This window comes from Methylosinus sp. LW3 (genome assembly GCF_000527115.1).
Taxonomy (GTDB): Bacteria; Pseudomonadota; Alphaproteobacteria; order Rhizobiales; family Beijerinckiaceae; genus Methylosinus.
The window spans coordinates 157,181-170,499 of the sequence record NZ_AZUO01000005.1; the positions used below are offsets into that span (position 1 = coordinate 157,181).

The following is a 13,319-nucleotide window of genomic DNA, read 5'->3' on the forward strand; positions in this document are numbered from 1 at the left end:
CTTGGCATTGGCATGGGAGCCAATGCCGCGCGCCCTAAGCCGAGCGGTCAAAGAATCGCGCGCCTTCGCGCGACCGCTCTGCGGCGCGGAGCCACGCACAGCCGCCCGAAGCCGGAGGCGAGGACGGCGAGCATGGCGAGCGTTCTTGACGGCGAGGCTGGGTGCGCCAGAGAGACGGCCGAGGCCGGGCGGAGTCCCGGCGTCGGCTGGAAAAGAGATTTCTTCTTCATGAGAGAGGCGCAGCGTCTCTCGGGACCGGCATGCGGAGGCATGCGGGGAAACTCATCCGCGCGCGGGAGCGGGCAGGGGAAAAACGTCGTCAGGCCTTTGGAAGGCTAAGGATTATTCGCGAGGAGGGCCGGCTCGCGCGAAAGCGATCGTGACCGGGACGGCCGAGACGTCGCTCGCGACGGCTCGGTGAGCGCCGCTTGCGGCGCGAGTAGAGCGCGGTTCCGATTTATCGGAATTCGCCCGTTATTCTATTGTCGAGCGCAGCGCCCTTCCGATTATTCACTGGCCGCTCGTCAACGCTCTCGGAACGAGGAGACAACCTGTTCTGCGGCTCCCATCAACCGCGGATAAGGCGCCCGACGGAACATCATGCTCGAGCAAGAACGCCTTCGTATAGTCATGCTTTCTTATGCCGGCACGGAGCTTTTGGAATACGATGCAGGTCTCCAGCTCGAATAATCTAAATCCTTTTCTTAAACAGGACTCTTCGACGAAGAGTGGCAATTCATCAGGAGACAATAATCAAGATTCGTTCGCGGCGCTTTTAGGTGGCGGGCCAACCCAGCACGATTTGCAAACGGGCTTTTTTGGACGTTCTCGGAGCACGTTGGATTCGGTCGCAGAGACTGGAAAATACGTCATCAACACGCTTTCCTATCTGACTGCGTCCGACATCGATCTGATCCAACGCACGACGGGCGTTACGGTAAAAGACGGCAGCTACTATGATAGTGAGGGGAACCAAGTCGGCATTCACTACGACAGCGAGGGGAACCTGCTGGAACCTGATGCAGGCGAAACTACGGCGGCAGCAGATCTGGCCTTCGCTCTTTCCGAGATGAGAGACAGTGGCGGCCCTCAAGGCGATCCGAGCCTGCAGAAAGGTCGCGAGGTCACGGTGGACGATCTCTACACCTACCTCAAGGATTATGCGGCCGCGAAAGCCTCGGGTCAGAACGTCTACGTTCCCGATACAGACGTGATCAAGCAGGCCGAACAGATGCTCTCGTCAGAGCAAGCGCCGACTGACCCGAACGCCGCATAGAGCGGCGCCCGTCGAGCCGCTCTCGTGATCGTCCTCGAGAGAGCGGGCGGCGGCGGGGATCTTTCGCTCCCCGCCGCTCGGGCTCAGCCGAAGGCTCCCAATTCGGCGGCGGCGGACTTACGCTCGACGTTTTCGGTCTCGCTGGGGGCGACGTAGGGCTTCCAATCTTCGCCGGTGATTTCGAGATAGGCCTGGACGACTCCCTCGGCGGCGGCGAGGAGGGCGTAGGCCTGGATGGCGAGATCGGCTGCGAACTGGCGAGCGCGCTGGGCCTTGGACTCGAAGCCGGCGGGGGCGTCGCGATCCTCGTCGCGGGGCTCGTTGGCGAGCTTTGCGGTGAGGGTTCGGGCCTCGGTCAGCTTTTCGGAGTAGAAGCGTCCGGCTCCCTGGGCGGAAGCGACGTAGGTCCCGACGATGCGCTGAAAGTGCATTTTGGTGGCGGTTTCGTTGAGCGCCTCGTCGAAGGCGGTCCAGGTCTTGCGGAGCAGCGTGTCGTGGGCCTCGCGGATCCCGGAGAAGTCGGGGACGGAGAGGGCGAAGGCTGCGGCGACGTTCGTCGCGATCGCGTCGTCTGGGCAGAGGAGGCGCGCGGCCTCGAGGGAGATCTGGGGGCGAGCGGGCTTATTGCGTGTCGCAGCGGACGTTTGGGGACGCTTGGTCATGATCGTGATCCTGATTTTCTGGGCCGGGGGTTTCGCCGGCCCGATGCCGGTTTGTTCCCCTCGGTGCGATCCCTGAAAGCCTGGCCCTGAGAGCGGACCTGCACCCGCGTCCGTCGCCCGTAGGGCGTCGGCGCGGGCCGTAGCAAAGCGGAGGAGGGCCGACGACAATTTTTTTGTTCGCGATGCAAAGATGTCCGGGGCGAGGAAAAGAGACCGGCGCTTGCGCCGGACACAAAAGAAGCGCCCCGGCATCTGCGGAAAAAAAATGGCGTCGGCCCTTGCTGGTCCGGTCGGCCAGGCTTAGGGACGCACACAACCGAGGGGGCAAACCGACGCATCGGGCCTGCCGAGCGAAACGCCCCCAGAGAAATCATGCGATCTTCGAGACCGAGCGTGTTTCCCCGAACGCCGCGACTGCGAGACGCATCCCGCCGCCCTGCGATCGACCGGGAGCGCGCCGACGACTGCTGAAGCGCGCGACGAACCGTCGATAGCCGCGGCCTCGACCTCGATCGCCTCCGACGATCGCCCGCGGCCCATGACGCGCGCCAAGACCGAACCGCCCGGCGCTCGACGACTCCGCCCCGGCACAACAGCGCATCGGACGGACCGAGGCGCGCCCTGCCGGGAGCCAGCTTCTCTGAGACAGCGACCGGGCTCTGAATCCCGACAGCGCGCTCGCCATCGACAGCGACGAGGGCGCGCCCCGCTGTGCGAGAGACCTCGGACCAGCGCTCACCTTCGCGCCGAGCCATGCAGGGCTACGCCTGCCGCCTGCCGTGGGACCGTCTCGCCGATCAGAACGGCGAGATTGGCCGCCCAAGGCGCCGCGAGATCGCGGCGAGCGCAAATCCGACGCGCTACCGAACGGGCGCCCGGCCCGAGCGGCGGGAATGAAAGGCGCCCGCCTCTCCGCACACCCGCCTCTTCATCGTGAGGGAAGCGAAGCTTCGTTCAGAAAGCCGCATGCGGAGGCATGCGCGGAAACTCGTCCGCGCGCGGGAGCGCGCTGGGAAGCAACAGCCGTCGTCAGGCCTTTGGAATGAAGTGATTGTTCGCGCATCGGATCGGTTCGCGCGAAAGCGATCATGACCTGGACGGCCGAGTTGCCGCTTGCGACGGCTCGATGAGCGCCGCGCGCGGCGCGAGTCGCGCGCGGTTCCGATTTATCGGAATTCGCCTCAAGGATGGGTGAGAGGGGTCTGCGGGATGGCTTTCATGAGGGCCGCTACGGCTCCGACGACGGTTCCGATCATGAGGAGGGTTTGGAAACCGATTGCGCTGATGACCCATTTGAGGGTGTTGGCGTTTACTTCGGTAATTTTTCGATCGAGGCCTTCGACTTTGAGCTCGAGGCCGGCTTTCAACTCGCCGATTTTGAGCTCGAGGCGGTGCTCGACGCCGTCGATTTTCTGATCGAGGCGGTGTTCTGTGGCTTCGAGATCGGACTTCAATTCGCCGATTTTGAGCTCGAGCTCGTGTTTAGCGGCTTCGACATCGGCTTTGGTCGCGGCCTGAGTGTCAACCAATTCGGCGAGCGCCGAGACTTGCTCGACGGAGAAACCGGAGGCCTGGAGTTTGAGAATAGCAGCAGCGCTCATGGTTTAAATCCTATCATGAAGTTGGAGATGGGAGAAGGGGAGGGGAGTCGAGGGCCGGGCGTGAGGGAGTTCACGCCGCAGAGGCCGCGATGTCGTGGGGGTTATCCCCAGCCGACATGAGTGGCTCCGGCTTCCCTGCTTTGCTGGACGAGAATGGCGAGCTCGTGGAGCCGTCGATTGAGATAGCCTTCCGCGCGACCGCAATCGATGACTGTGAGTCGGCCGGGCGCTTGGTCGACTGTCACGGGAATTTCGACGGAAGGGCGTCCGGTGGAATTCCGCAAAGCGGCGATGAGACGGCCGAGGAACGCGGCAATAGGTTGCGGGGGCGCGGACCACAGGTCTTCGAATCCCAAGATAGAGAGAAGATCGGACGCGTTGGCGCTGGAAAGTTCGAAAGTCTCGTTCTCGGCTCCGACAAAGACGTACCGATTGGCAACGGCGTCGAAGACGTAGGGATAGAAGCTGACGGTCATGATGGGCTCCGGCGGTTGCAGAGAGAGATTGTCGAAAATCGAAGCGTCTCCTGTTTCGTTCGGGACTATTCCTCGAACATTTTCCCGCTGAGCCGCCGCCGGCGCGCGGGGGCAAGGGGCGCGCATAGCGCGCCTCGACTTGCCCTTGCGGCCGCGCGCCGATGGTGGCAATCGAGCTTTCACCTTTTTTCTTCAGATGATTACGTCCTTTCGTGCTCGGCGATTGTTCTCGGCGTAGCGCGCGGACGACCGACTGCATCAGGAGTCGAGGTCGGCGGCGCCGATCGGCCGAGTTCGAATTTCGATTTTTTTGCTTCGAGATCCGCGCCGATTTTGCGGAGCCTCTCGGCGGCGCGTCGGAATTCAGGCATGGGCCGGAGCGACGCGCGGCGAGGACTGCGAAATGGCGATCTTCTATCTCAATGTCATCACGGTGAGCCGGTCGGTCGGACGAAACGCCGTGGTCGCGGCGGCCTATTGCTCGCGGTCACGACTGCGAGATCCGCGGCGAGAGACCGTCGCGGACTTTTCCGCCCTGGGCGACATCGAGCATTCGGAGATCTTGCTTCCCATTGGCGCCCGGGCCGAGTGGTCGGATCGCGCGATTTTGTGGAACGAGGTCGAGGCGGTGGAAAAGCGCGACGACGCTCAGGTCGCGCGGGAAGTCGAGATCGCGATCCCGTCCGATCTGTCGAGAGCGGACGGGGTCGCGCTCGCGCGCGAATTCTTCGAGGAACAATTCGTCGAAAGGGGGATCATTGTCGATCTGAACATTCATCGCGCCGAAGGGGCGGACGGCGTCGAACGCTCCTACGTGCAGGGGCTCTTCTCGATGCGGGAGATCGTCGAGGAGGGCTTCGGAAAGAAGCGGACGGATTGGAAAGACGCCAAGCTCTTGTCGAAGTGGCGCGAGCGCTGGACCCTTCTGTCGAACAAATATCTGCTCGCCGCAGGCTGCGGTCAATTGATCCGCGCCGGAGCCGATGCTGTTCGCGGGCGCGCGTTGGAACCATTTTTCGAGGATGAGCAGATCGAGCGGCGCGCGGAAAATATGGAAATCTCGTGGCGCAACGGCGAGCGCCTGCTCGGTGAGCCCGAGCTGGCGCTGCGTGCGTTGACACGCGCGGGCGCGACATTCACGTACGGCGAATTGATCGCGTTCGTGAGCAAAAATACTGCAGGAAAAGAGCAATTCGAGACGGCGCGGGCGCGCGTGGAATGTTCGGTCGAGCTGGTCCGACTCGCCGACGGCGAGAGTTTCAGCACGCGGGGCCTGGTCGCGACAGTGCAATGCGCACCCAGCCAAAGCGGCGCCATTGCTGTGGCTTCCGGCGGCCTCGACGCGGCGGAGACGAGCCGGACGCTGAAGGAGGCGATCTCGCAATGGGAGAGCGCGGGCCTTCGGCTTCGCGGAGTGGGCTTGACATATGAGACGGCGAAGGCGTTCGAGAAAAAGTCGGGCATCAAGAGCGTCGGCGTTCACGGGCTTCTCGGGCGATGGCAGAAAAAGCAGGATCGCCTGGCGTCGACGGACGTGCTGGTCGTGAATGACGCCAAAGGCTTGAGCGCGCGGCAGAAGGAATGGATGTTGCGGGCGACGCGCGCGGCGCGGTCGAAGCTGGTGTTGGTCGACGGGACCCGACTGGTCGAAATCGACGGCGGCGCGACCGGACTGAGCCCCGAAGAAATGACGGCCTTGAGCTGTTGACGGCGAACGAGCCGCAGACATCCTTTGAGCAGAGGCCATTGTCGAAGCAATAATAAGCATTTGGAGAGACGTGCCGATGAACGCCCGCATTACATTGACGGATATCGATCGCCCGCGCGAACCACTGGAGGTCGAGGTCGTGGAATCGAAGGCGCGCACGATGATCGTGGCGGTTCCGGGCACGATCATGGAATTCCAGTTGCGGCGGTCGAGTGACGGCGCCGCTTTCGAAGGGGCGATCGGCGGCCGCTATTTCCGCTTCGATCCGAGCGCGCCGACGACGAGCGTCGGCGCGAAGGGGAAGGCGAAGACGACAAAGGCGGCGGCGTAGTTTATTGCGCGCGTTCAATGCGCTACGTCGCATTCCGAAGGCGCACAGGTTCGATGAAGCGGTCCGAGACAGGAGATTTCCGATGCATATCGAGTTGACGCCCGGCCTGACGAATGTCGTGCGCTTTCCGATCGAGCGGAGGGCGAAGCCGTCGATGGATGTGGTTCGTGAGATCGCGCCGGATTCGCGAGAAGTCTCATTGGTGATCGAGTCGTTCCGATTCGACGACGACATCGATGGCATTCGCGATGCGGCCGACCAGGACATGGCGGATTACATTGCGCAGAAGAGGGCTCGCCTGTCGGGCTCGAAGGGATGGGCGGAGCTCGACCGGCTGCTGCAGCCGATTGTCGAACGCGCGGTGTCGCTGTGCCGTGAGGCGCATGACGCGTCATTGGCGGCGGTGAAGGCGCAACGCCTGGTGGTCGAGGCGCAGTCGGAAGGCGGCTATTGGCTGACGCCGCTCAGCGAGCGGGCGTCGGCGCGGACCTTCTACGCCGCGCGATTGCTGGTCGACGCCCATGTGGCGTGTCAGCGCGCAGCGGGCGCGTCGCGCGCGATCGAGATCGCGAAGCGCGGCGAGACCTGGGCGCCATTCGACTTGCACACGGAAGGGCTCGCGATGTGCATCGACGAAGTCGCAGCGAGATCGTCGAATCGTTGAAGCGCTCACGATCAAGGGCGCACCGAAATAGGGACGAGGGGAGGCGTCGAGAGCCTCCCCTGCGGCCAATCGATCAATAGGGAATGGCGTCATCCGTGGCGGACGACGCGCTCCTTTGCCCGCGCCCGATGGATTCATTTCGCCCCTCAGCGTCGCGATACTCTCCATCACGATTGTCGGCGGCCTGCGCGAGGCGCGAGAAATCATTGCAGATGAGATCGACGGTGAAGACACGCTCGCCATCGTCGCGCTCGTAGCTGTTCTGGCGGACGCGGCCGCGCGCGTGAACGAGATCGCCCTTGCCGATATATTTTTCGATGTACCGCGCCGTGGCGGTCGAGAAAACGACGACCTCGTTCCAATGCGGGTCGTCCCGCCACTCACCGCCCTCGTCCTTGTAGGAGTAGTTAGACGCGACGGTGACGTGCGTGGTGGAGCCGACCTTCTTGACCGCGCCGACGCGCCCAATCAGCTGAAACTCTGCTATGTTTTTCATATCTTTTCTCCGAGCGGGGCCGCAGCCCGTTGCACGGCGTTCATGAACAGCCGGAAAGGCGATCTGGAGCCTCCGGCCGGAAGGCCGGAGGTCGAGCGCAGCGCTGAGCTCCTGGGGCCGCTGAATTTTGATGCGCGAGGAAGTCCGCGCTCGGGAGCCCGCCGTAGGGCGGGCGGCGCGGACAGGGGAAAATTCTGCGGCGACTGGAGCCGAAGGAATCGACTACGGCTGTAGAACGCCCGGCGTGCAATCGGGCTTTGCGGCTTCTTGCTCGATTTCGATTCTTCATTCTTATTTCTTCGAGGTTTCTCGCTCGCATCGCACAGCGGCGGAAACGACCGTGACGCTGCGCGCGCCTGCATGAGCGCCGGTCTCCGCCGCCGGAGGCCCGGAGAGATGAGGGATTTGCCAAAGGCGCGGCGACGACATGGCAGGAAGATCCGCGACGATGATTTCGTGGTTGACAAGAATTTCACATTCGCGCCGAAGGGAGCAATGTTGAGGGCCTTCTGAAAAAGGGAGGTCTCATGTTGCGCAAAATGAATATGTCCCCTCCAGACGCCGCAGGCGAAGGGTATGGGGGCGGACGAGGGCAACTCGTCGTTTCATGTCGACTGATTGCGGTGGCTCTGGCCGCGGGCGCGGGGTCGGCTTTGTGGGCGCCGACCCCGGGGATAGCCGACCCGACCCCTGTCGTCGAACGCGGACTGCCGGCCACGGAGATTCCGACGTATCGCGAGAAAGGCGCGCCTAATTTCAGCTATCCGACGGGCGGAACGGATACGGGTGGCGGGAACGGAGGAGGAGGAGGGGGAAATGGAGGCGGCGGCTACAATGGCGACGGCGGAATTGGCGCCGGCACGATCGCGACCGACTACAGTCAATACAACGGCCAGAGCGTCGGAAGTGGCCAATGCGTCGCGCTGGCGCAGGCGACATCCGACGTCGGCCTGACGTCGACCTGGGTTCCGGGCGAACGCGTTCAGGGCGCTAGCGACATTGCAACGGGAACTGTGATCGCGACTTTTGGCGATGACGGGACATACACGAACACGCCGGGCCAGAGCCACACGGCGATTTACCTCGGTCAGAACGATCAGGGCATACAGGTAATGGACCAATGGTTGAATCAGCCGGCCCATTACCGGACGATATATTGGACAGGGAACAATCAATATGAAGCGGGAGATAAATTTTATGTCGTATCGCACTAAGGCGCTCACCATACTGATGCTGATGGTTCCTTCGGCGGCCTTCGCCGTCGAACCTTGCAAGAATAACCTATCGGGGATCACGATCATTTCGGGATTAGCGGACCCGCCGGGGACACTCACGCCGGACACAGAATCGCTGACGGCTGACGGCTCTCTGAAGGAGCAAGGATGGCACAATCTCAAAAAGGCGCATCAACCGCTAAAACTCGTGTGCCGATATAAGGATGGAACGCACGAAACTTTTGTCTTCAAAGGTCCGATTGATCGATGCGTGTACACTCCTGGGCGCGTGGTGTGCAAATAGCGGCGAGCGCCAACATCGAACTGTGAATGAGGATCGGGTGCGACTCAGGCATTCGATCCTCCATTTATATCCGCGCACAGCGAGCTGAGGGTTGCGATGCGGTCGATAGTGGTGTCGCCGCGTGCAGCTTCGGAGGCCTTCATGAATAAGGAATCGTCGTCAGATATTTATTCCTGTGGAAGCTGGATTTCGAAATCCGTCGCGGCCTTCCTCGCAGGCGCTCTGTCGATAGCAGTCGGGGCTGGCGCGCTGGGCGCGGCCGTCACCAGCATTGTCGTGTTGGTGCTGGACGGTCCGACAGCGATCCGAGGGCGCATGGTCGATGCGTCCTTCATTCATCCTGCCCCGGGCGTCAGCGATGACTTGGTGCGTCTATTCGAAAGAACCGCGAGCGAGCGAAGCGAGATTTCGGATTTCCATGTTGTCGGCGTGAATCTGTCGCGACGAGAGCGGATGCTCCACACCCGCCTTTTCGGAACGAGGAATGATCTCGGAGATTATCTGGCGCTCGAAATCGGCGAAAGTTGCGAGGGGAGGCATTGCCGACACACTTCGGCTCCCTCTGCTTCACATCCGCGTCGAGAGTGAGTGCGCTCTACCACCGCCTCGTTTACACCGCGACGGGTGGGAGCGGCAATTTGCGACCGGAGAGCCGTGGAAGAGTCGGATATGCCGTCGCTTCTTTGCACATGCCGAGATCGTCGTGGAGGATCAATGTGCGGACGGCGATCTTGCGGATGCGCCCATCCCGAAGGGAACGCACGAGGGCGAGATCGGAGCGTCCGCTCACATAGACGTCCTCCCATTTTCCTGCGGCGGCGTTGCGACGGGAAGCGGCGACGACGCCATTCAAAAACGCGAGAACGATCCAAGGATTGCGGCCCACAGGCGTCCCGCGAAATCGATCACGCCAATAGCCGTCGTTCTGCAGATAGTAGATGGAGCCGACGGCGATGACGCCGACGCCTTTGGGATTGTCGCCGCCTTGACGGCGTTGGGCATAATATTGCCGCATCATGTCGCAACTTCCTAGTGAGGGCATCCGGTGGGAAGGTTCCGTGTCAGTCCGCCCAAGCGCTGACATGAAGAATGGAGCCGTCTTTGAAAGCGACTCGAATACCGATGCCGCATTCGATTTCTGTTTTCGCGTGATCGATTTCGAAGGGCCAATCTCTTTGGATCAGACTCATGGCGTATTCGACGGTCATCTCTCGGCTGTCTTCGCGGTCGAATGCGAATTGCGCCAGATGCGCGATGCTGGTGGCGCTGCCGAAGATCTCCGTGGTGATGTCGACGTGCGTTCTGGCCATCTTCGGTCCTCCTGGGGTCGGCCTGCGGAAGGGACGAGGGCGCGACGTCCACATCGCGGCTGCGAGAACGAGACCGACCACCACGTCGGCTCGCGGACGCAATCCGGCGGCCCTGAAGAGGGCGTCGGGGCATTTGACGACGGGCGTGACAACGCCACAACATGGGCGATTCTGCTCTAGTGTCGCCTAGATGCCGTAATGGGCCGGGCCTCGCGAGCATAGCCAGATGGGTGGCTGTCCCTCAGAATGATGGTGTTGAAACGGAGTCCGAGCGATCGGCTCCAAGCATCAAGTGAGGAACAGCCATGGAATATTATGCAGGAATCGACGTGTCGTTGAAAGACAGCAGCGTCTGTGTCGTGGACGGGGCGGGCCAGCTGATGCGTGAGGTCAAGGTCGCGAGTGAACCCGAGGCGCTCGTTCGGTTTTTTGACGAGCTTGGATTGCCGGTGAGCCGCATTGGGCTTGAGGCTGGCCCGTTATCGCTTTGGTTGCATGCGGGGCTTCTCGGGGCCGGACTCGATGCCGTGTTGCTGGAAACGCGACACGTGAAGGCGGCGCTCTCCGCCATGACGGTGAAGACCGACCGGAAGGACGCGCGGGGGATAGCCCAGTTGCTGCGAATGGGATGGTATCGACCGGTTCACGCCAAATCGGCGCCTTGCAAGGACACCCGTGCGCTTCTCGTTGGGCGCAAGCTCTTGCAAGGCAAGCTTCTCGATGTCGAACTGAGCATCCGAGGGATTCTGCGCGGGTATGGTTTGAAGGTCGGCGAAGTCAGTCGGGGGCGGTTCGAAGCCCGCATTCGGGAGCTGATAACCGGACACGCGATCTTGGAGACGGTGATCGGAGCGATGATGACCGCGCGGACGGCCTTGTGGAACGAGTTTACCAGGCTGCACCGCGAGATGCTGAAGATTGCGCGTGCCGACAGGATATGCCGCAGATTGATGAGCGCCCCGGGCGTCGGAGCGTTGGTCGCGCTGACGTATCGCTCGGCGGTGGACGATCCTTCTCGGTTCGGAAAGTCCGGCACGATCGGCGCGTATTTCGGGCTGACCCCGAAAAAATATCAGTCGGGCGAGACCGACCATGATGGTGGCGTCAGCAAGGTCGGCGACGCCATGGTCCGAACCGCGCTCTTTGAAGCGGCTCACACGATGCTGACGCGCGCAGTTAGCTTTTCGAGCTTGAAACGCTGGGCGCTCGACGTCGCAAAGCGGCGCGGCATGAAGCGCGCCAAGGTCGCTCTTGCGCGTAAGCTGGGCGTCGTCCTGCATCGCATGTGGGTGGACGCGACCGAGTTCCGTTGGAGCAATGCGGTTCCGGCCGCATAGGGGATAGGTAGAGTTTGGAGCGGGTCGAAACCGACCCCTTCTTCCGAGGTCCCGTCGCCGGGACGAAGGCCTGGCAAGGTCGTGCGTAATGCTGTGAATGCTACGGCACATCACGCGTCTTAGATTGACCTGCCGGCTTTGGATCTGATGGCATGGTGTGGCGGCCCTCGTGCCGACCACGGACAGAAGCATGATCCTGGCGACGAGATTTGTTCAGAGGGGACTTGACGGGGAACGGCCCATTACAGAAGCATTACAGTTGCGTAATTAGGCGGTTTCTGACTCACTAGGCCACCATGATTCGGTTCGGGGATCATGGGATGGCGGGAGCTTCGATCGAGACGACGCTGGAGTTGTGGGCGTCGTCGTTGCGTGATGTGAAACGTCGGATGCATCCGCTGTTCACGCAAGACCGCGTGGCGCGATCGGCAGAAGCTTTCCTCGACGGCCTACTCGGAGAAGAGCGGCGCAAGACAGGCTGGATGCGGGCGGAAGCCGCCGGCGATCCGGGGCCATGGCGACAACAGGCCATTCTGGGCCGCAGACGTTGGGACGCGGATGCGCTGCGTGACATTGTGCGCGACTATGCGCTGGAGACGTTGGCCGACGACGATGCGGTCTTTGTCGTCGACGAGACGGGCTTTCTGAAGCAAGGCAAGGCGTCCTGCGGCGTCTCACGGCAATACACGGGCTCGGCGGGAAAGATCACGAACTGCCAGATCGGCGTTTTCGCTTGCTATGTGTCGGGTCACGGCCATGCCTTCATCGACCGCGAACTCTATCTGCCCAAGAGCTGGACGGACGACAAAGCGCGCATGGCGAAAGCGCATGTCCCGCAGGAACTGATCGATCGCGCCAATGGCGGCTTCGCCACCAAGCCGGCGTTGGCGCTCGCCATGATCGAGCGCGCCATTGCGGCGAATGTCCCTTTCTCCTTCGTCGCCGCCGACACGGTCTATGGCGTCGGCGACATCGAGATGGCGCTGCGGCGCGCCGGCAAAGGCTATGTGCTGGGCGCGAAGTCCAACGACACGTTCTACTCCTGGGGCAAGCCGAGCGCCGTCGCGAGCACGGCGAAAGAGATCGCCGACCGCTTGCCGCTGTCCGCTTGGAAACGTCTTTCGGCCGGCTCTGGAACGAAAGGCGAGCGGCTGCATGATTGGGCCTATGTCGAGCTCGCCGATCTCGCCGGCGGCGATTACAATGAGGCGCAGGGCGGCCAGGTCTGGACACGCGGACTGCTGATCCGCCGCAAGATCGTCGACGGCGATCTCGCCTTCTTCACGACATGGGCTCCGAGCGGAACGACGATCGAAGCGCTGGCGAAAATCGAAGGCCATCGTTGGGCGATCGAGGATAGTTTCGAAACCGCCAAGAACGAGCTGGGTCTCGATCACAACGAAACGCGTTCATGGCACGGATGGCGACGTCATGTCTCGCTCGTCATGCTGGCCTTCGCCATGATGGCGACGATACGTGTTCACGCCAATGGACCGGCGACGCCGTCCCCCAAAAAGATCCGGCGCACGATGACGACAAAAGCTGCGCGGCCTCGATCGACGGCGAATTGATCCGCTGGTCGATGCAGGAAATCCGACGCATCGCCACGCGCCTCGCACGAAAACGCATTCGTCCCGAGTTCGTCATCGCATGGTCGTTATGGCGACGAGCGCACCAAGCCGAAGCAAGGCGAGCCCATCTCACAAAGCAACTGTAATGCTTCTTCTGTAATGGGCCGTTCCCCGTCAAGTCCCCTCTGAACAAATCTCGTCGCCAGGATCATGCTTCTGTCCGTGGTCGGCACGAGGGCCGCCACACCATGCCATCAGATCCAAAGCCGGCAGGTCAATCTAAGACGCGTGATGTGCCGTAGCATTCACAGCATTACGCACGACCTTGCCAGGCCTTCGTCCCGGCGACGGGACCTCGGAAGAAGGGGT

14 protein-coding genes are annotated in these 13,319 nt (G+C 62.1%); 8 read left to right on the forward strand and 6 right to left on the reverse strand.

Annotated elements, in window-relative coordinates; genetic code table 11:
• Positions 1-667: 667 nt before the first annotated feature.
• Positions 668-1,276, forward strand: a complete 609-nt coding sequence (locus METLW3_RS0124630) for a hypothetical protein (protein WP_157516693.1) — start codon at positions 668-670, stop codon at positions 1,274-1,276.
• Positions 1,277-1,359: 83 nt separating this feature from the next.
• Here the strand turns inward: METLW3_RS0124630 and METLW3_RS0124635 are convergent, their stop codons facing one another.
• From METLW3_RS0124635 to METLW3_RS0124650, 3 genes are all read right to left on the reverse strand, one after another.
• On the reverse strand, positions 1,360-1,938 hold the full coding sequence (locus METLW3_RS0124635) for a hypothetical protein (RefSeq protein WP_024882371.1): 579 nt from the start codon (positions 1,936-1,938) through the stop codon (positions 1,360-1,362).
• 1,181 nt (positions 1,939-3,119) lie between these two features.
• Positions 3,120-3,539, reverse strand: a complete 420-nt coding sequence (locus tag METLW3_RS0124645; protein ID WP_024882372.1) for a hypothetical protein — start codon at positions 3,537-3,539, stop codon at positions 3,120-3,122.
• 101 nt (positions 3,540-3,640) lie between these two features.
• Positions 3,641-4,015 carry a hypothetical protein gene (locus METLW3_RS0124650; protein ID WP_024882373.1) on the reverse strand — a complete coding sequence of 125 codons (375 nt, stop codon included), beginning with the start codon at positions 4,013-4,015 and terminating at the stop codon, positions 3,641-3,643.
• Positions 4,016-4,418: 403 nt separating this feature from the next.
• Here METLW3_RS0124650 and METLW3_RS0124660 point away from each other — a divergent pair, with 403 nt between their 5' ends.
• From METLW3_RS0124660 to METLW3_RS0124670, 3 genes are all read left to right on the forward strand, one after another.
• Positions 4,419-5,723 (forward strand): MobA/MobL family protein, encoded by a 1,305-nt coding sequence (locus METLW3_RS0124660; protein ID WP_024882374.1) that lies wholly within the window; start codon positions 4,419-4,421, stop codon positions 5,721-5,723.
• A gap of 76 nt (positions 5,724-5,799) precedes the next feature.
• Positions 5,800-6,054 carry a hypothetical protein gene (locus METLW3_RS0124665; protein ID WP_024882375.1) on the forward strand — a complete coding sequence of 85 codons (255 nt, stop codon included), beginning with the start codon at positions 5,800-5,802 and terminating at the stop codon, positions 6,052-6,054.
• A gap of 82 nt (positions 6,055-6,136) precedes the next feature.
• Positions 6,137-6,718 carry a hypothetical protein gene (locus METLW3_RS0124670; RefSeq protein WP_024882376.1) on the forward strand — a complete coding sequence of 194 codons (582 nt, stop codon included), beginning with the start codon at positions 6,137-6,139 and terminating at the stop codon, positions 6,716-6,718.
• Positions 6,719-6,791: 73 nt separating this feature from the next.
• Here METLW3_RS0124670 and METLW3_RS26620 read toward each other — a convergent pair whose 3' ends face one another.
• Positions 6,792-7,214, reverse strand: coding sequence for a single-stranded DNA-binding protein (locus METLW3_RS26620; protein WP_024882377.1), 423 nt, complete (start codon positions 7,212-7,214; stop codon positions 6,792-6,794).
• Between the two features lie 527 nt (positions 7,215-7,741).
• On the opposite strand from METLW3_RS26620, the gene METLW3_RS28670 reads away from it, so the two are divergent.
• Positions 7,742-8,428 carry a BPSL0067 family protein gene (locus METLW3_RS28670; RefSeq protein WP_157516694.1) on the forward strand — a complete coding sequence of 229 codons (687 nt, stop codon included), beginning with the start codon at positions 7,742-7,744 and terminating at the stop codon, positions 8,426-8,428.
• Positions 8,429-8,840: 412 nt separating this feature from the next.
• Entirely contained in the window at positions 8,841-9,320 is a 480-nt protein-coding gene (locus tag METLW3_RS28675) for a hypothetical protein (protein WP_157516695.1), read from the forward strand.
• A 22-nt stretch (positions 9,321-9,342) separates the two neighbouring features.
• Here METLW3_RS28675 and METLW3_RS0124700 read toward each other — a convergent pair whose 3' ends face one another.
• On the reverse strand, positions 9,343-9,750 hold the full coding sequence (locus tag METLW3_RS0124700; protein WP_024882379.1) for a hypothetical protein: 408 nt from the start codon (positions 9,748-9,750) through the stop codon (positions 9,343-9,345).
• 43 nt (positions 9,751-9,793) lie between these two features.
• On the reverse strand, positions 9,794-10,042 hold the full coding sequence (locus tag METLW3_RS0124705) for a hypothetical protein (protein ID WP_024882380.1): 249 nt from the start codon (positions 10,040-10,042) through the stop codon (positions 9,794-9,796).
• Positions 10,043-10,347: 305 nt separating this feature from the next.
• On the opposite strand from METLW3_RS0124705, the gene METLW3_RS0124710 reads away from it, so the two are divergent.
• The gene (locus METLW3_RS0124710; RefSeq protein WP_024882381.1) at positions 10,348-11,379 is read left to right on the forward strand and encodes an IS110 family transposase; all 1,032 of its coding nucleotides are present in this window, start codon (positions 10,348-10,350) and stop codon (positions 11,377-11,379) included.
• Between the two features lie 320 nt (positions 11,380-11,699).
• Positions 11,700-12,950, forward strand: a complete 1,251-nt coding sequence (locus METLW3_RS0124715) for an IS701 family transposase (protein ID WP_024882382.1) — start codon at positions 11,700-11,702, stop codon at positions 12,948-12,950.
• The last annotated feature ends 369 nt before the right edge of the window (positions 12,951-13,319 follow it).

Excerpts from the sequence above, each read along its gene's own strand:
- METLW3_RS0124630 (WP_157516693.1), top strand. The coding sequence starts at position 668 with ATGCAGGTCTCCAGCTCGAATAATCTAAATCCTTTTCTTAAACAGGAC.
- METLW3_RS0124635 (WP_024882371.1), bottom strand. The coding sequence starts at position 1,938 with ATGACCAAGCGTCCCCAAACGTCCGCTGCGACACGCAATAAGCCCGCT.
- METLW3_RS0124645 (WP_024882372.1), bottom strand. The coding sequence starts at position 3,539 with ATGAGCGCTGCTGCTATTCTCAAACTCCAGGCCTCCGGTTTCTCCGTC.
- METLW3_RS0124650 (WP_024882373.1), bottom strand. The coding sequence starts at position 4,015 with ATGACCGTCAGCTTCTATCCCTACGTCTTCGACGCCGTTGCCAATCGG.
- METLW3_RS0124660 (WP_024882374.1), top strand. The coding sequence starts at position 4,419 with ATGGCGATCTTCTATCTCAATGTCATCACGGTGAGCCGGTCGGTCGGA.
- METLW3_RS0124665 (WP_024882375.1), top strand. The coding sequence starts at position 5,800 with ATGAACGCCCGCATTACATTGACGGATATCGATCGCCCGCGCGAACCA.
- METLW3_RS0124670 (WP_024882376.1), top strand. The coding sequence starts at position 6,137 with ATGCATATCGAGTTGACGCCCGGCCTGACGAATGTCGTGCGCTTTCCG.
- METLW3_RS26620 (WP_024882377.1), bottom strand. The coding sequence starts at position 7,214 with ATGAAAAACATAGCAGAGTTTCAGCTGATTGGGCGCGTCGGCGCGGTC.
- METLW3_RS28670 (WP_157516694.1), top strand. The coding sequence starts at position 7,742 with ATGTTGCGCAAAATGAATATGTCCCCTCCAGACGCCGCAGGCGAAGGG.
- METLW3_RS0124700 (WP_024882379.1), bottom strand. The coding sequence starts at position 9,750 with ATGATGCGGCAATATTATGCCCAACGCCGTCAAGGCGGCGACAATCCC.
- METLW3_RS0124705 (WP_024882380.1), bottom strand. The coding sequence starts at position 10,042 with ATGGCCAGAACGCACGTCGACATCACCACGGAGATCTTCGGCAGCGCC.
- METLW3_RS0124710 (WP_024882381.1), top strand. The coding sequence starts at position 10,348 with ATGGAATATTATGCAGGAATCGACGTGTCGTTGAAAGACAGCAGCGTC.
- METLW3_RS0124715 (WP_024882382.1), top strand. The coding sequence starts at position 11,700 with ATGGCGGGAGCTTCGATCGAGACGACGCTGGAGTTGTGGGCGTCGTCG.